The sequence below is a fragment of the Microbacterium sp. GW823-FHT02G05 genome (assembly GCF_058797175.1).
The window spans coordinates 1,917,372-1,933,157 of the sequence record NZ_JBXAJK010000001.1; the positions used below are offsets into that span (position 1 = coordinate 1,917,372).

The following is a 15,786-nucleotide window of genomic DNA, read 5'->3' on the forward strand; positions in this document are numbered from 1 at the left end:
CGCCCTCGGGGCTTGTCATGATGATCGCATCCGGCGCGCTGGCCCTCTTCCTGCTGGGCGATGCCGTCGTACGCGCGAGCTGGAGCCAGATGATGCTCCTCGCGCCCTGGGTGCTTCTGGCGCTGTGGCTCGTCTACGAGCTCAGCTTCAGCTCCTTCGTGCGCATCGATGACTCCGGCGTCGTTGTTCAGAACATGCTTCGCCGTACGCAGTTCGGCTGGCGGCGCGTCCGCGACATTGACATGCGCTGGCAGCTCGAATTCGCCCTGGACGATGACCGGACGGTGACCGCCCTCGGCGGCCCGACCCGTGCACGTCCGCCGAGAACGACCCGGAGCGACCGCGAGGGTGGGGGAGTGCGCGTGCCTGCGGGCCTGCGCGACCTGACCGAGATCCGAGACCGCTGGGATGGGGCGCAGGGCGCAGATGTTGATGCGCCGATCCGGCGCACCTGGGACGCCCCCGCGCTCGTGGCGATCGGAGTGATCGCGGTCTGGGCTGCGGCATCTGTCGCCGTCGTGAACATCCGCTAGGCCAGTTCATAGCCTGCGTTGGCATGATCTGTGCATGCAGTGTCCCGCAGATGGTTCCACCCTGGTCATGAGCGAGCGCAGCGGCATCGAGATCGACTACTGTCCGCAGTGTCGTGGCGTGTGGCTGGACCGTGGTGAGCTCGACAAGATCATCGAGCGCTCGGTCTCCCCGCAGCCTCAGTCTCAGAGTGCCGGCCAGGATCGCTACGCGCCTCCCGCCTACGATCGTCGCGAAGAGCGACCACGGTACGAGGACCAGCGCTACGACGACCGTGGGTACGGCGGACAGAAGCGCAAGCGCGAGAGCTGGCTGAGCGAGCTCTTCGACTGACCCTGCGCGCGCGGACTCAGCCAGGAAGCCCGAAGAGTCCCGGCCACGTGGCGGCCGCCCACGGGTACCCGACGAAGACGGCTGCATCGATCAGGAAGTGCGCGACGAGGAAGGGCAGCAGCCTGCCGGTGCGGGCGAAGAGCCATCCGAAGAGCAACCCCATCGCCAAGTTGCCGAAGAAGGCGCCTGGCCCCTGATAGAGGTGGTAGCTCGCTCGGAGGATCGACGTCGCGATGATGATCGGCCAGATGCTCCAGCCCAAGGTGCGCAGTCGCGCGAACAGGTAGCCGAGGACGACGATCTCCTCTTGCAGTGAGGCCCGAGCGGCGGCGAGCAGGAGTACGGGAATCGTCCACCAGTGCTGGGCCTGCGCGCCGGGGTCGACCGCGACGAAGAGCTCCAGGCTGCGTCCGACCAGGTAGAAGGCGAGGCCCGGGATGCCGATGGCGAGCACAAGGCCCACTCCCGAGGCCGTGTCACGCCAGGGGTGGCGACCGTCCAGCCCGAGTGCGCCCAGGTGAGGGCGTTGCGGGTTCCAGAGCAGGAAGCAGACGAGCAGGATCGGCACGAGCGAGAAGCCGATACCCAGCAGCTGATACACGAGGTCGAACACCTCTCGATCGCTGCGCGCCGGGTTGAGGGTCGCGGTCTGCTGGCCCAGTGGTGTCTCGCTCGTGAGGCGGTACGCGAGCTGCACGATCGCATAGACCGCGGACTGGCCGAGTCCAAGCGCGAGGACGATGGCGATCTCCCACCACAGGCGGCGACGCGACGGAGCATCCGAAGAGGTGAGATTCACCCCTCGATCGTAGGCGCCAGCAGGGGTTCTCTGCCTCCGCTCAGCGAGAGCGAAAGCCGGGTGCGCTATTCTGGAACGTCGGCATCCCGGCGCTCCCACTCCACTTCTTAGGATTCCTGCATGGCGCACGCCCTCCGCACTGACCTCCGCAACGTCGCTATCGTCGCGCACGTCGACCACGGAAAGACCACGCTCGTCGACGCGATGCTTCGCCAGACCGGCTCGTTCGGCGAACACGCGCACGTCGAAGAACGCTCGATGGACTCGGGTGACCTGGAACGCGAAAAGGGCATCACGATCCTCGCGAAGAACACGGCGATCACCTACAAGGGTGAGCACGCCGGCGGCAAGGAGATCACGATCAACGTGATCGACACCCCCGGTCACGCCGACTTCGGTGGCGAGGTCGAGCGCGGCCTCTCCATGGTCGACGGTGTCGTGCTGCTCGTCGACGCCAGTGAGGGCCCGCTGCCGCAGACTCGCTTCGTGCTGCGCAAGGCACTCGAGGCCAAGCTTCCGGTGATCCTGCTGGTCAACAAGACCGACCGCACGGATGCTCGCATTCCCGAGGTCGAGGCCGAGGCGCAGGATCTCCTGCTGGGCCTTGCCTCCGACCTGGTCGACGACGTGCCCGACCTCGATGTCGACGCTCTGCTCGATGTTCCCGTGGTGTACGCCTCGGGCCGTGCGGGCGCAGCATCGCGCAACCGTCCGGAGAACGGCGCGCTGCCCGACAACGACAACCTCGAGCCGCTGTTCGAGGCGATCCTCGAGCACATCCCGGCCCCGGCCTACGACGATGAGGCACCGCTGCAGGCCTGGGTCACCAACCTCGACTCCAGCCCCTTCCTCGGACGTCTCGCACTCCTGCGCGTCTTCAACGGCACGCTGAAGAAGGGACAGACCGTCGCCTGGGTGCGCTCTGACGGCACGACGAGCAACGCCCGCATCACCGAGCTGCTGAAGACCCGTGCGCTGGAGCGCTACCCGGCCGAATCCGCAGGCCCCGGTGACATCGTCGCGATCGCAGGCTTCGAGAACATCACGATCGGCGAGACGATCGCCGACCCCGAGGATGTCCGTCCGCTTCCGGCGATCACGGTCGACGACCCCGCCATCTCGATGACGATCGGAACCAACACCTCGCCGCTCATGGGCAAGGTCAAGGGGCACAAGCTCACGGCCCGCATGGTCAAGGACCGCCTCGACAAGGAGCTCATCGGAAACGTCTCGCTCAAGGTCGTCGACATCGGACGCCCGGACGCCTGGGAGGTTCAGGGCCGTGGTGAGCTGGCGCTGGCGATCCTCGTCGAGAACATGCGTCGTGAGGGCTTCGAGCTCACGGTCGGCAAGCCCCAGGTCGTCACCAAGAAGGTCGACGGCAAGGTGCACGAGCCCTTCGAGCACCTGACGATCGACACCCCCGAGGAGCACCTCGGCGCGATCACGCAGCTTCTCGCGAACCGCAAGGGCCGCATGGAGAACATGACGAACCACGGCACCGGCTGGGTGCGTATGGAGTTCATCGTTCCCTCCCGTGGTCTCATCGGCTTCCGCAGTGAGTTCCTCACCACGACCCGTGGCACCGGCATCGCGAACGCGATCTCGCACGGCTACGAGCCGTGGGCGGGTTCGATCACGACGCGTCAGAACGGCTCGATCGTCGCCGACCGCCAGGGTGTCGTCACCCCGTTCGCGATGATCGCGCTGCAGGAGCGCATGTCGTTCTTCGTGCAGCCGACCGCCGAGGTGTACGAAGGTATGGTCATCGGCGAGAACTCGCGTGCCGACGACATGGACGTCAACATCACGAAGGAGAAGAAGCTCACCAACATGCGTGCGGCGAGCTCCGACAGCTTCGAGTCCATGACGCCGCCCCGCGTTCTTACCCTGGAAGAGAGCCTCGAGTTCGCGCGCGATGACGAATGCGTCGAGGTCACGCCGGAGGCCGTGCGCATCCGCAAGGTGAATCTCGACCAGAACACGCGTGCGCGTGAGGCGTCGCGTCTCAAGAAGCAGGGCTGAGCGCCTCAAGCCTCAGTGCTCAGAGGACCACGCCTGAGTCACGCATCGAAGACCCCCGCCGTCGCACACGCGATGGCGGGGGTCTTCCGCATGTGCGTGGGGCGAAGATAACGAACCTGTAACACATCTTCCTGGGGATGTGCGCGCCGATTCTCGGCGACTGGACGGGGAATGTCCAGGCCAGGGCAGGGATTCGCCCAGGGAGGCGGCGCAGGCTTGTTCTTCGTGCCCGGGTACTCGCTCCCGATGAGCAGCCCCAGCGCGGGTCCGGGCCGACGACGACCCGAAAGTCGAACCCATGCTTCATCTTCAGAACACGCGCGCCTCCCGGCGTGTGGCATCCGCAGCGTCAGCGCACTCAGCCCTGCGTCGTCCACTGATCGGCGTCGCCATCGGCGCCTCGCTGCTCGCCAGCGCCGCCGCGGGCATCGCGTTCGCGCCTGCCGCACTTGGCGCGGTCCCCTCGGAGGCGGCTCTCGCTCAGGCGGCCCAGGCTGTCGACCACGGAAAGGTCGCGCTGACCAACGCCCAGGCAATGAACAATGTCGTCGCGCAGTCGGCCGTGCAGCCGACCGCCGCCGCGATCGTCGCTGTGGGTGAGCTGCGTGACGACGTCCGTGCCCTCTCTGCGCCCGACGACATGTCTGGGCAGCGCCTCATCGAGTTGACCGAAGAGGTCGCTGAGGGCACCGCGGCCTTGCGCGGCCAGACGACCGCGCTTCGGGATGCACTCGGTGCGGCACGGGTGGCTCAGGCCGCCGAGGATGCGCGTGTGCAGGCAGAAGCCGCCCGCATCGCGGCGGAGGAGGCCGAGGCTGCGGCCCAGGCTCTCGCTGCGGCGAACACCCCGGAAGGTGCGAAGGCGACGGCGGCGGCTATGGCATCCGAGGTCTACGGCTGGGGATCCGGTGAGTTCTCGTGCCTGGAGTCGTTGTGGACGAAGGAATCCGGCTGGAACTATGAGGCCTACAACAATGACGGCGGAGCCACCGGCATCCCGCAGGCGCTCCCCGGAGACAAGATGGCAACCGCGGGTGCGGACTGGCAGACCAACGCGACGACGCAGATCGCGTGGGGTCTCGACTACATCCAGCGTGCGTATGGCTCCCCGTGCAGCGCGTGGGGTCACTCGCAGGCGGTGAACTGGTACTGACGCGGATCAGCGCAGTTCGCTGATCAGCACGGCACTTGTGCCGACCGCGTGTGACTCGAAGAGGTGCGGCGCGTCACCGGGGTACGACAGGTAGTCACCGGGGTGCAGGAGCACGGGAGCATCGGCGGGACCGATGAGCGCCTCCCCGCTCAACAGCACCACGTGCTCGGTCGTGCCGGCATGGTGGGGGAGTGAGCGTCGAGGCTCTCCGGGCTCTGCCTGGATCAGGTAGATGTCTCTGCGCGTGCCCGGTGCGGCTGCGGAGAGAAGTGTCGCGAGGTAGGGCGACGCAGTGGACGGGACGCCGGCGTGATCTCCGAGGCGGATGAGCCGTGGTGCCGTCGTTCGCTCTTCGACCAGCGTCGCGAAGGGAACGCCCAGTGCGTCGCCGATCGCCCACAGCGTCTCGACGCTGGGATTGCCTGAGCCGTTCTCGAGCTGCGAGATCGTCGCCTTGGAGACGTTCGCGCGACGGGCCAGCTCCGAGACGGAGAGGCCGAGCGTCTCGCGCTCGCGACGGAGCGCGCGTGCGATCCGGGCTTGAAGATCATCCATTCGTTCAGTATTCCAAACGAACGTTCACTTTGACAGCCGACTCGCAACCGTTCAGAATGGTGGACATACGTTCAGTCGAGTGAACGGCCGCGAGGGAGCGAGGCGAGTGGATGGATGACGCAGATCCGGCGACCCAGGTGCGCAACGCGCGTCGCGAAGCCGTCGGCGTCTCTCTCGCAACGAGCGCATACGGCATCTCCTATGGCGCACTTGCCGTCGCCGCCGGGCTCGATGTCTGGCAGACCTGTGTTCTCAGCCTCGTCATGTTCACGGGGGGATCGCAGTTCGCGTTCGTGGGGGTCTTCGCCGCGGGCGGCGTGGCGGCGCTGCCGTCGGCCGTGGCCTCCGCTGTCCTCCTCGGCGCGCGCAACATCGCCTACGGCATCCGGATGTCTCCGGTCATCGGATCAGGCTTCTGGCGGCGCCTGGGCGCCGCCCACTTCACGATCGACGAGAGCACCGCGGTCTCGCTGGCGCAGACCGATCGCCGAGCGCGGCTGATCGGGTTCTGGGTGACCGGGATCGGCATCTACATCGGGTGGAATCTCGCATCGCTGCTCGGAGGTCTGCTCGGCGACGTACTGGGTGACCCCAAGACCTGGGGGCTGGATGCCGCCGCTGCCGCCGCCTTCCTCGCACTCCTCTGGCCGCGCCTGCGCCAACGCCAGGCCATCGCGGTCGGTGTGGCGGCCGCATTCGTCGCCGCCGTACTCACGCCGTTCGTGATGCCCGGCCTTCCCGTGCTCATCGCCGCCGTCGTTGCCCTCCTCGTCGGGTGGTTCAACTGGTTCGACGGTTCGCGGACAGAGCGCGTGCGGGAGGTGCGCGCATGACCCTGTGGAATGCGATCCTGCTTGCCGCGATCGCCTGCCTGGCGCTCAAGGCCGTCGGCTATCTCGTGCCCCCGTCGGTGCTCGAAGCGCCGCGACCGGCACGCATCGCCGATCTGCTCACCGTCGCCCTGCTCGCGGCGCTGGTCGCAGTGCAGAGTCTGGCGAGCGGTCAGGAGATCATCGTCGACGCGCGCGTGCCCGCCGTGCTTGTCGCGGCGGGACTGCTCTGGATGCGCCAGTCGTTCCTCGTGGTCGTGTTCGCCGCGGCACTGGTGGCGGCGCTCCTGAGGCTGTTCGGCCTCGCCGCATAGAGTCGGCGCAGGGCGGTCGAAGCTACACTGGCAGGATGCCGACCTGGATCATCCGCACTCTCTCCTGGCTGGCCGCAGGCCTGGTCGGCGCCGTCTTCGGGGTTGCGGCGACTATTGCGCACAGTGCCACCTGGGGGCCGATTCCGGTCGGGATGATCCTCGGAACGATCGCCTGCGCCGGCATCCTGATCGCGATCCGTGCACTCACCGGCGACCGCTGGTCGGCGTTGGCTGCGGGAATCGGCATGCTGCTGCTTCTCATGATCATCTCAGGGCGGGGACCCGGAGGCTCCGTCGTCGTCCCGGATACCCTCTACGGGCGCATCTGGGGATACATCGTCGCGGGCGTCGTCATGCTGGTCGTGGCCTGGCCGGACCTTTCGCGGCTCCGTGCCCGTGACGAGAAGTAGACTGAACCCGTGACGTATGTGATTGCTCTTCCGTGCGTCGATGTGAAGGATCGCGCCTGCATCGACGAGTGCCCCGTGGACTGCATCTATGAGGGTGACCGGATGCTCTACATCCACCCCGACGAGTGCGTCGACTGCGGTGCCTGCGAACCGGTGTGCCCGGTCGAGGCCATCTACTACGAGGATGATCTTCCCGAGGAGTGGGCCGATTACTACAAGGCCAACGTCGAGTTCTTCGATGAGGTCGGCTCGCCCGGCGGTGCCGCCAAGGTCGGTGTGATCCACTCGGACCACCCCGTCGTGAGCGCGCTTCCTCCGCAGGCCGAGTAGTGTCCGTCGGAAACCTGCCGGATTTCCCCTGGGACTCCGTCGCACCGTACGCCGCCACCGCGCGCGCCCATGCCGACGGAATTGTCGACCTCTCGATCGGCTCGCCCGTCGACGAGACGCCGCCGCTGGTGCGTGCCGCGCTGGCCGCAGCGACCGATGCGCACGCCTACCCGCAGACGGTCGGCACGCCGGCTCTGCGCGCCGCCATCGTCGACTGGTTCGCCCGTCGTCGCGGAGTGACGCATCTCACCACTGATCAGGTCGTTCCCACCGTCGGCTCGAAAGAGCTCGTCGCCCTGCTGCCCATGCTGCTGGGTGTCGGCGCGGGCGACACTGTCGTCTATCCGCGCGTCGCGTACCCGACGTACGAGGTCGGAGCCCGACTTGTAGACGCCACACCGCTGGCGTCCGACGATCCCGCCGAATGGCCCGAGGGCACGCGCCTGATCTGGGTGAACTCGCCGGGCAACCCGGACGGCCGGGTATGGACGGCGGAACAGCTGGCTGCTGCCGTCGCGCGCGCCCGTGAACTGGGTGCGGTCATCGTGGGCGACGAATGCTATGCAGAGCTCGGCTGGGATGCTCCGTGGGACACCACGCCCATCCCGTCATTGCTCGACGCGCACGTGACCGGCGGAGACGACACGGGGGTGCTCGTCACCTACTCGCTCAGCAAGCAGTCGAACCTGGCAGGCTATCGGGCGGCGTTTCTCGCCGGGGACGAGGCGCTCATCGCCACCGTCACCACGGTGCGCAAGCACCTCGGGCTCATGGTTCCGTGGCCGGTGCAGCACGCGATGGTCGCCGCGCTCAGCGACGATGCGCACGTGCAGGTTCAGAAGGAGCGCTACCGTGAGCGGCGCGACATCCTGCTGCCGGCACTGCGTGAGGCCGGGTTCCGCGTCGATCAGTCGGAGGCGGGGCTCTACCTCTGGGTGACCGAGGGGCGCGATGCCTGGGAGACGATGCAGCGCCTCGCCGAGATCGGGATCCTTGCGGGACCGGGGCCCTTCTACGGCGCAGACGCTGTGCAGTATGTGCGACTGTCGCTCACGGCGACGACCCCCAGGGTGCATGCCGCCGCCGAGCGGCTGCGCCACAGCATGCGGAATCTGTAGAAGACCACAGTCGAACGTCGGTACCTCTTGGCGATTGTCACAGTAGGTCTCTGGGCGCACTAGGCTGTAGAGGCGATTTGGCATCGAGAGCCGTGGCATTCGCGTGCCATTACGAAGAATCGCCCTCGACGAACAACCTGCAAGGAGGTCCGCGTGAGTGCAGCGGGAGATCGGCCCACCACGGCGAAACTGACCATCGGTGAGACGACTGCTGAGTTCCCTGTTCTGCACGGGACCGCAGGCCACGACAGCATCGACTTCTCGACGCTGACCCGGCAGACGGGCCACACGGCCCTCGACTACGGGTTCGTGAACACGGCGTCGACGAAGTCGGCGATCACCTTCATCGACGGCGATCAGGGCGTCCTGCGCTATCGCGGCTATCCGATCGATCAGATCGCCAAGAACTGCACCTACCTCGAGGTGGCCTGGCTGCTCATCTACGGTGAGCTGCCCTCGGCGAGCGAGCTCGCTGACTTCGATGAGCGCATCCGTCGGCACACGCTTCTGCACGAAGACCTCAAGCACTTCTTCTCGGCGCTGCCGCACACCGCGCACCCGATGTCGGTGCTCTCCTCGGCTGTCGCGGCGCTCTCGACCTACTACGAGGGCCAGACCGATCCGAACAACCCCGAGCACATCGAGCTCAACATGATCCGCATGCTCGCGAAGCTGCCGGTCATCGCCGCCTACGCGCACAAGAAGAGCGTCGGCCAGGCCTTCCTGTACCCGGACAACTCGCTGAGCTTCGTCGACAACTTCCTGAAGCTCAACTTCGGCGTCCACAGCGAGGCCTACGAGGTCAACCCGGTCATGTCCAAGGCGCTTGAGCTTCTGCTCATCCTGCACGAAGACCACGAGCAGAACGCCTCGACCTCGACCGTGCGCCTCGTCGGCTCGACCGGGGCGAACCAGTTCGCATCGATCTCTGCCGGCATCCAGGCGCTGTCGGGCCCGCTGCACGGTGGCGCCAACGAAGCCGTCCTCACGATGCTCGCGCAGATCCGCGACTCGGGCGAGAGCATGCAGCGCTTCGTCGAGCGGGTGAAGAACAAGGAAGACGGCGTCAAGCTCATGGGCTTCGGACACCGTGTCTACAAGAACTACGATCCGCGGGCGAAGCTCGTCAAGGAGGCCGCCGACGAGGTGCTCGCCTCTCTCGGTGTCACCGACCCGCTGCTCGACCTCGCGAAGGAACTCGAAGAGATCGCCCTCGCGGACGACTACTTCCGTGAGCGTCGCCTGTACCCGAACGTCGACTTCTACACCGGTGTGATCTATAAGGCGATGGGCTTCCCGACGCGCATGTTCACGGTGCTCTTCGCGATCGGTCGTCTGCCGGGATGGCTGGCGCAATGGCGCGAACTGCAGCTGGACCCGCAGACCAAGATCGGCCGCCCGCAGCAGCTGTACACAGGCGCCGCAGAGCGTACCTTCCTCCGCCCCTGAGCGCATAAGAAAAGGCTGGCCGCCCCGTGAAGGGGCGGCCAGCCTTTTCTGTGCCGTGTTGTGTCAACTACGGGCGCTGTGCGCGGCGCGGCTGGCGCGCGGGACGCGCGGTCGCATCCGAGGCGCGTCGATTGTCACGCGGCTCGTGGCGGGATGCGGGGGCCTGACCGGTGTGCGCCTGCGCGGCACGCGTCTGCGTACCCTGCGTGGCAGCCGGACGCCCCTGCGAGGAGTGACGGGGTGCGGACGAGCGCTGACCGGCCTGAGGCTGGCCGCCCTGGCCGGAGCCACCGCGGCGGCGGCGCCCCTGGCCAGTGCCCTGTCCCTGTCCCTGAGGCGCCCCAGCCGGCTTCTTCTTGGCAGCGGGACGCGCCTGCTGCTGCACCGGAACCGGCTTGACGTAGGGCGCGTGCTCGCCGACGAGATCGACGACGGCAGCACTGTCGGCCGTGACCTGCTCGATGCCGACCGCGATCTGCGCCTTGCGCAGGAGGTCCTTCACATCGCGACGCTGTTCGGGCATGAGAATCGTGACGACCGTGCCGGAGGCACCGGCGCGCGCCGTGCGTCCCGAGCGGTGCAGGTACGCCTTGTGCTCCGCCGGCGGGTCGACGTGGACGACGAGTTCGACGTTGTCGACGTGCACGCCGCGGGCGGCGACGTCGGTCGCGACGAGCACACGCACGCCACCGTCGGCCGGGTCACCGGAGAAGGCCGCGAGGTTGCGCTCGCGTGCGTTCTGCGACAGGTTTCCGTGCAGATCCACGGCGGGGATGCCCGAGGACGTCAGCTGCTTCGCGAGCTTCTTCGCCTGGTGCTTGGTGCGGGTGAAGAGGATGCGGCGCCCGAGGCCCGACGCGAGCGTCTGCACGAGCTCCTTCTTGGCGTCGGCGTCGCGCACTTCGAGCACGCGGTGCTCCATGTCGGCTTCCGGCACGCTCGACTCGTCGACCTCGTGGCTGACGGCGTTCGTGAGGAACTTGCGTGCCAGGGTGTCGATGCCGTTGTCGAGTGTTGCGCTGAACAGCAGACGCTGACCGCCCGAAGGCGTGGCGTTGAGAATGCGCGTGACACCGGGCAGGAAGCCGAGGTCAGCCATGTGGTCGGCCTCGTCGAGTACGGAGACCTTCACCGCATCCAGTCGGACGACGCCCTGCTTCATGAGGTCTTCGAGGCGGCCGGGGCAGGCGACGATGATATCGACGCCGCGTCGCATCGCGTCTTCCTGGGGGCGCTGGCTGACGCCACCGAAGATCGTGGTCACGCGCAGGCCGGCGGCCTTCGCCAGCGGCTCAAGGGTCGCCGCGATCTGGGTGGCGAGTTCGCGCGTCGGCGCGAGCACCAGGCCGCGCGGGTGACCCGGGCGGGCAGAAGTGCCGGTGAGGCGCGCGACGAGCGGCAGTGAGAACGCGATGGTCTTGCCACTGCCGGTACGGCCACGGCCGAGCAGGTCGCGCCCGGCGAGGGAGTCGGGCAGGGTGTCGCGCTGGATGGGGAACGGCTCGGTCTTGCCCGAGGCGGTGAGGACGGCGGCCAGCGGTGCGGGCACGCCAAGGTCAGTGAAAGAGGTCATTGAGAATCTCCGTGCGCGCACGAACGAGGGCGCGCAGATAAGGGTGGGCGACGGCGCGGGATCGCGCATCGGTTCGCCGTTCGAGAAGGCAAGAGGCCTGAATCGAGAGGGGAGCCGGTGGCTCGTTCTCTCGTTGAGAATCCTGAATCTGACGACGCGGCTGCCCGGCTCTACGCACAGGCAACTAGTCGACTGTACCAGGAGTTCGCTGAGCGGATGCTACGCGTGCAGCGCCTCGTTCAGCGTGACACCGACGCCCGCACGACGCACGGCCTCGACCGCGCCGGTCAGCGAGTTTCGTCGATAGAGCAGCCCGTTCTCGCCAGAGAGGTCTGCGCCCTTCACGATCGGCAGCGCGCCCGTGGCATCCGGGGCCTCGTCGGCGCGGACGATCTTGCTGCCCGCGGTGACGTACAGCCCGGCTTCGACGACGCAGTCATCGCCGAGGGAGATGCCGATGCCCGCGTTCGCGCCGAGGAGGGTTCGGGCGCCGATGGCGACCCGATGCGAACCTCCGCCGGACAGCGTTCCCATGATGGAGGCGCCGCCGCCGATGTCACTGCCGTCACCCACGATCACGCCCTGCGAGATACGACCTTCCACCATGGAGGCGCCGAGGGTGCCGGCGTTGAAATTGACGAAACCCTCGTGCATGACGGTCGTGCCGGGGGAGAGGTAGGCGCCGAGACGCACGCGCGAGGCGTCGGCGATGCGCACCCCTTCGGGCAGTACGTAGTCGGTGAGCCGCGGGAACTTGTCGAGTCCCTGCACCTGGATGCCGGCACGCTGCAGCGCCGGACGCACCAGCGCGGCATCCGACGGAAGCATCGGCCCCGCGGAGGTCCAGGCGACGTTCGGAAGGAAACCGAAGATGCCGTCGAGGTTGAGCTCGTTCGGGCGCACCAGCAGATGTGACAGGGCGTGCAGACGCAGGTAGACGTCGGCGGTGGATGCAGCGGGAGCGTCGAGGTCGATCTCGAGTTCGATCACCTGCAGTGTGACGCGGCGACGCTCGTCCGCGCCCGCGTCGGACTGCAGCTCAGCAGCGAAAGTGGCGTCCGCGGGGAGTGCACCTTGGCCGAGCGAGGGGAACCACGCGTCGAGGATCGTGCCATCGGAGGCGATCGTGGTGAGTCCTGTACCCCAAACGGTGCGCGCGTACGTCATTCCATCAAGGCTAGCGAACGCGAGAAGTCACACGCGCCCGTGTGTCGTCGCGCGTCGCAAGTAGGCTGATCGTATGGCGCTCGATCTTCGACTCTCCTCTCTCGACATCACGCGCGCGATCTGCGATGTGTACAGCGTGTCGGGCTCCGAGCAGCATCTGGCCGATCTCATCGAGGAGGCCCTCGGCGCCTATCCGCACCTGCGGGTGCTTCGTCACGGCAACACGATCGTGGCCCGGACCGAGCTCGGCCGCAGCCAGCGAGTCGTCATCGCAGGGCACATCGACACGGTCCCCGTGAACGCGAACCTCCCCACCCGAGACATCGAGATCGACGGCACGCCCTACCTGTGGGGACGCGGCACGGTCGATATGAAGGCCGGCGTCGGGGTGCAGCTCAAGCTCGCCGCAGAGCTCACAGACCCTCCGATCGACATCACCTGGATGTGGTACGACAACGAAGAGGTCGATGCATCCCTCAACGGACTCGCCCTGCTCGCCGCGCAGCATCCGGAGCTCTTCGTCGCCGACTTCGCGATCCTCGGCGAGCCGACGGATGGGCAGATCGAGGGCGGATGCAACGGCACGCTCCGGGCGAGCGTGCGCACGAGCGGAGTGCGTGCCCACAGTGCGCGGTCGTGGGTCGGCGAGAACGCGATCCACCGGGCAGCGCCCATCCTCATGCGCCTGGCCGAGTACCGAGCACGCGAGGTCGCGGTGGAGGGACTCGTCTACCGTGAGGGACTGAACGCCGTGGGCATCTCGGGTGGCATCGCAGGCAACGTGATCCCCGATTCCTGCGTCGTCGAGGTCAACTATCGCTTCGCCCCGGACAAGACAGCCGCGGAAGCGGCCGAGTACGTCCGCAAGGTCTTCGCCGGATTCACGGTCGACATCACGGATGCCGCGGATGGCGCGCGCCCAGGGCTCGATGCCCCGATCGCACAGCAGTTCCTCTCCGCGGTCGGTGGCACAGCGCATCCGAAGTACGGGTGGACGGATGTCGCCCGCTTCTCCGCACTCGGGATCCCCGCGGTCAACTACGGCCCCGGCGACCCGCATCTTGCGCACCACGACGAGGAGCGAGTATCGGTGGCGCAGATCCTCGCGGTCGAAGAAGGCCTGCGCGCCTGGTTGAGTGCGCGCTGACGCCGGCATGTCCGCCGCATCCGCGCCATCCTGGCTCTCCTCTGCCGCCCAGCGTGTTCGACGCCTGCCGGCGCCCCTCACGATCGCACTGATCTATCTGGCTGCCCGGACGATCACGACCGCCTTCCTCGCGGTCGCCGCTGTGCAGTCGACCTCGCTCTCGCGCTTCGGCGCAGGGGCGACCGTCGGAGATCTGTCTCTCGGCTGGGACGCGCAGTGGTACTGGCTGATCGCGGTCGCCGGTTATCCGAGTGAGCTGCCTCTGACCGATGCCGGAGAGGTGGCCGAGAACGCGTGGGCGTTCATGCCGGTGTATCCGATGCTCGCACGGGCGGTCGGACTTCCGCTCGGCAGCTGGGGCGCAGGGGCCGTCGTGGTGTCCTTCGTCGCCGGATACCTCGGATGCCTGGTCCTGCATCGTCTGCTCTCGCCGCGCATCGGGGGTGGGGCGGCGCTCGTCGCGGTGGTGTTCTTCGCCAACGGTCCGCTCGCGGCGCTGTTCCAGGTCGGCTACGCCGAGTCTCTTGCGATGCTGTTCCTGCTCCTTGCCCTGGATGCGGTGCTGCGGCGTCGCTACTTCTGGTTGTACCTGCTTGTTCCTGTGCTCGGGTTCACGCGGCCAGGGGTGCTCGCGTTCGCGCTGTTCCTCGGGCTGGTGCTGGTGTGGCGTTGGATGCGCCGACGCATCGACCCGCTGCCAGGAACCGAGATCGCGCACTTCTTCGCGCTCGGTGCGCTCGCGACGATCGTCGGATTCTCGTGGCAGATCGTCGCGGCGGTCGTGACGGGTGATCCGGGCGCCTACCTGGCGACCGAACTCGCCTGGCGGCGCAACTGGGGATCGAGCGGGGCTGCCGGCTTCATTCCGTTCGAGGGATGGGTCGATGCATCCGCCTTCTGGTTCACGTTCTGGGGGCTGCCCACGTTCCTCGGGCCCGTGGTGCTCGTGCTTCTCGTGGCGGGCGCGGCCGCGCTGCTGCTGTTCGACCGTCGTGTGCGCGCCCTGGGCGTCGAGGTGCGGCTGTGGAGTGCGAGCTACCTGCTCTACCTGCTGGCGGTGTTCTTCCCGCAGTCGAGCACGCTGCGACTGCTGTTCCCTCTCACGCCGCTCTGGGGGGCTGTGGCGATTCCGCGCTCCTGGTGGTATCGGGCGGGCGTGCTTGTGCTGTGTCTCGGAGCCCAAGCGGCCTGGATCTACAACATGTATGCGATGGGCGACACCTTCTGGAGAGTGCCTTGAGCGTCATCTGAGGGCGCGTGCGGGCGACAACGTCTTCAAAACCGATAAACTTGAGGTAACGACCACCGAGGAAAGGGAGCACCGCGATGGCAGCGATGAAGCCGAGGACCGGCGACGGACCCATGGAGGCCGTGAAGGAAGGACGACTCATCATCGTCCGTGTTCCGCTTGAGGGTGGCGGACGCTTGGTCGTCTCTGTAAACGACGCAGAGGCCAAGGAGTTGCACGGCGTGCTTGACGCCGTCGTCAACCCGGCCTGATATTACTTCGACGGTAAGAAGGGGTGAGAAGCGCTCAGCGCCTCTCACCCCTTCTGCGTAAGCAGCAGATGCTGCTCAGGCGTCCTCTGCGGCGATGCTGACCAGTGGATACCAGTGCCGCTCGCGCAGTGGCGAAGATCGGCCCTGGAGGGAGAGCCAGCTGCCGTCGATGAGTGGTGGATGCTCGGACTCCCAGATGCCGAAATGCGCCAACGGGCGAGGCCAGGGGTAGTCTGACCCGGCCGAATCGACGACGTTGCGCACCGCCCCCAGATACCGCGGCGTGGGGGCGGGGCCGATGACCGAATCCGCGAGCGTGGTGATCGACACCGCGCCGTCAGGATCATCGGCGACAGTCAGCAGCATGGGAAGGTCAAGCGCGTTCGAGTCGACGCGTGGTACGCAGAAGACGTCATCCCCGCGACGCAGGAGCAGTCTCACGACCGACATCGGCTTCGGCGGCTCCGTGCCCTGGATGACTTCGGCTCGGCCAAGCGACGGGAGCCATGGCGCGTTCAGCCGGGTGTGTACGACCCGGTGCTCAGACATCAT

18 protein-coding genes are annotated in these 15,786 nt (G+C 67.2%); 13 read left to right on the forward strand and 5 right to left on the reverse strand.

All coding sequences use genetic code 11. The features are described 5' to 3' along the window. Positions 1 to 17: 17 nt before the first annotated feature. Both AC1REM_RS09355 and AC1REM_RS09360 read left to right on the forward strand, forming a co-directional pair. The gene (locus AC1REM_RS09355) at positions 18 to 533 is read left to right on the forward strand and encodes a PH domain-containing protein (protein WP_492514372.1); all 516 of its coding nucleotides are present in this window, start codon (positions 18 to 20) and stop codon (positions 531 to 533) included. 34 nt (positions 534 to 567) lie between these two features. Then, positions 568 to 864, forward strand: coding sequence for a TFIIB-type zinc ribbon-containing protein (locus tag AC1REM_RS09360; protein ID WP_492514373.1), 297 nt, complete (start codon positions 568 to 570; stop codon positions 862 to 864). A gap of 16 nt (positions 865 to 880) precedes the next feature. On the opposite strand, the gene AC1REM_RS09365 is transcribed toward AC1REM_RS09360, so the two are convergent. Then, complete coding sequence (locus AC1REM_RS09365) at positions 881 to 1,663, reverse strand: CPBP family intramembrane glutamic endopeptidase (RefSeq protein ID WP_492514374.1); 783 nt, start codon at positions 1,661 to 1,663, stop codon at positions 881 to 883. A 120-nt stretch (positions 1,664 to 1,783) separates the two neighbouring features. On the opposite strand from AC1REM_RS09365, the gene typA reads away from it, so the two are divergent. Beyond that, the gene (gene typA, locus AC1REM_RS09370) at positions 1,784 to 3,688 is read left to right on the forward strand and encodes a translational GTPase TypA (protein WP_492514375.1); all 1,905 of its coding nucleotides are present in this window, start codon (positions 1,784 to 1,786) and stop codon (positions 3,686 to 3,688) included. Between the two features lie 298 nt (positions 3,689 to 3,986). Then, entirely contained in the window at positions 3,987 to 4,841 is an 855-nt protein-coding gene (locus AC1REM_RS09375) for an aggregation-promoting factor C-terminal-like domain-containing protein (protein WP_492514376.1), read from the forward strand. Between the two features lie 6 nt (positions 4,842 to 4,847). Here the strand turns inward: AC1REM_RS09375 and AC1REM_RS09380 are convergent, their stop codons facing one another. After that, a complete protein-coding gene (locus AC1REM_RS09380; RefSeq protein WP_489969145.1) occupies positions 4,848 to 5,396 on the reverse strand; it encodes a helix-turn-helix domain-containing protein in 549 nt (182 codons plus the stop codon). A gap of 110 nt (positions 5,397 to 5,506) precedes the next feature. Here AC1REM_RS09380 and AC1REM_RS09385 point away from each other — a divergent pair, with 110 nt between their 5' ends. From AC1REM_RS09385 to AC1REM_RS09410, 6 genes are all read left to right on the forward strand, one after another. Then, a complete protein-coding gene (locus tag AC1REM_RS09385; RefSeq protein WP_492514377.1) occupies positions 5,507 to 6,229 on the forward strand; it encodes an AzlC family ABC transporter permease in 723 nt (240 codons plus the stop codon). After that, complete coding sequence (locus tag AC1REM_RS09390) at positions 6,226 to 6,540, forward strand: AzlD domain-containing protein (RefSeq protein ID WP_492514378.1); 315 nt, start codon at positions 6,226 to 6,228, stop codon at positions 6,538 to 6,540. Before AC1REM_RS09385 ends, AC1REM_RS09390 begins: the two co-directional genes overlap by 4 nt. A gap of 35 nt (positions 6,541 to 6,575) precedes the next feature. Continuing rightward, complete coding sequence (locus tag AC1REM_RS09395) at positions 6,576 to 6,950, forward strand: histidinol dehydrogenase (RefSeq protein ID WP_492514379.1); 375 nt, start codon at positions 6,576 to 6,578, stop codon at positions 6,948 to 6,950. 9 nt (positions 6,951 to 6,959) lie between these two features. Next, positions 6,960 to 7,280: a ferredoxin gene (gene fdxA, locus AC1REM_RS09400; RefSeq protein WP_204939573.1), complete on the forward strand. Its 321-nt coding sequence runs from the start codon at positions 6,960 to 6,962 to the stop codon at positions 7,278 to 7,280. Next, on the forward strand, positions 7,280 to 8,398 hold the full coding sequence (gene dapC, locus AC1REM_RS09405) for a succinyldiaminopimelate transaminase (protein ID WP_492514380.1): 1,119 nt from the start codon (positions 7,280 to 7,282) through the stop codon (positions 8,396 to 8,398). The genes fdxA and dapC overlap by 1 nt, the downstream gene beginning before the upstream one ends. 153 nt (positions 8,399 to 8,551) lie before the next feature. Beyond that, a complete protein-coding gene (locus AC1REM_RS09410) occupies positions 8,552 to 9,847 on the forward strand; it encodes a citrate synthase (RefSeq protein ID WP_492514381.1) in 1,296 nt (431 codons plus the stop codon). A 67-nt stretch (positions 9,848 to 9,914) separates the two neighbouring features. Here the strand turns inward: AC1REM_RS09410 and AC1REM_RS09415 are convergent, their stop codons facing one another. Further along, positions 9,915 to 11,420: a DEAD/DEAH box helicase gene (locus AC1REM_RS09415; RefSeq protein WP_492514382.1), complete on the reverse strand. Its 1,506-nt coding sequence runs from the start codon at positions 11,418 to 11,420 to the stop codon at positions 9,915 to 9,917. Between the two features lie 219 nt (positions 11,421 to 11,639). Further along, positions 11,640 to 12,587 (reverse strand): 2,3,4,5-tetrahydropyridine-2,6-dicarboxylate N-succinyltransferase, encoded by a 948-nt coding sequence (gene dapD, locus AC1REM_RS09420; RefSeq protein WP_492514383.1) that lies wholly within the window; start codon positions 12,585 to 12,587, stop codon positions 11,640 to 11,642. A gap of 73 nt (positions 12,588 to 12,660) precedes the next feature. Here dapD and dapE point away from each other — a divergent pair, with 73 nt between their 5' ends. The 3 genes from dapE to AC1REM_RS09435 all read left to right on the forward strand — a co-directional run bounded on the left by dapE (position 12,661) and on the right by AC1REM_RS09435 (position 15,234). Further along, positions 12,661 to 13,734, forward strand: a complete 1,074-nt coding sequence (gene dapE / locus AC1REM_RS09425) for a succinyl-diaminopimelate desuccinylase (RefSeq protein WP_492514384.1) — start codon at positions 12,661 to 12,663, stop codon at positions 13,732 to 13,734. Next, positions 13,724 to 14,974: a hypothetical protein gene (locus AC1REM_RS09430; RefSeq protein WP_492514385.1), complete on the forward strand. Its 1,251-nt coding sequence runs from the start codon at positions 13,724 to 13,726 to the stop codon at positions 14,972 to 14,974. Before dapE ends, AC1REM_RS09430 begins: the two co-directional genes overlap by 11 nt. Before the next feature lie 86 nt (positions 14,975 to 15,060). After that, a complete protein-coding gene (locus AC1REM_RS09435; RefSeq protein WP_087130671.1) occupies positions 15,061 to 15,234 on the forward strand; it encodes a DUF3117 domain-containing protein in 174 nt (57 codons plus the stop codon). Between the two features lie 75 nt (positions 15,235 to 15,309). Here the strand turns inward: AC1REM_RS09435 and AC1REM_RS09440 are convergent, their stop codons facing one another. Beyond that, positions 15,310 to 15,786: an NUDIX hydrolase gene (locus AC1REM_RS09440; protein WP_492514386.1), complete on the reverse strand. Its 477-nt coding sequence runs from the start codon at positions 15,784 to 15,786 to the stop codon at positions 15,310 to 15,312.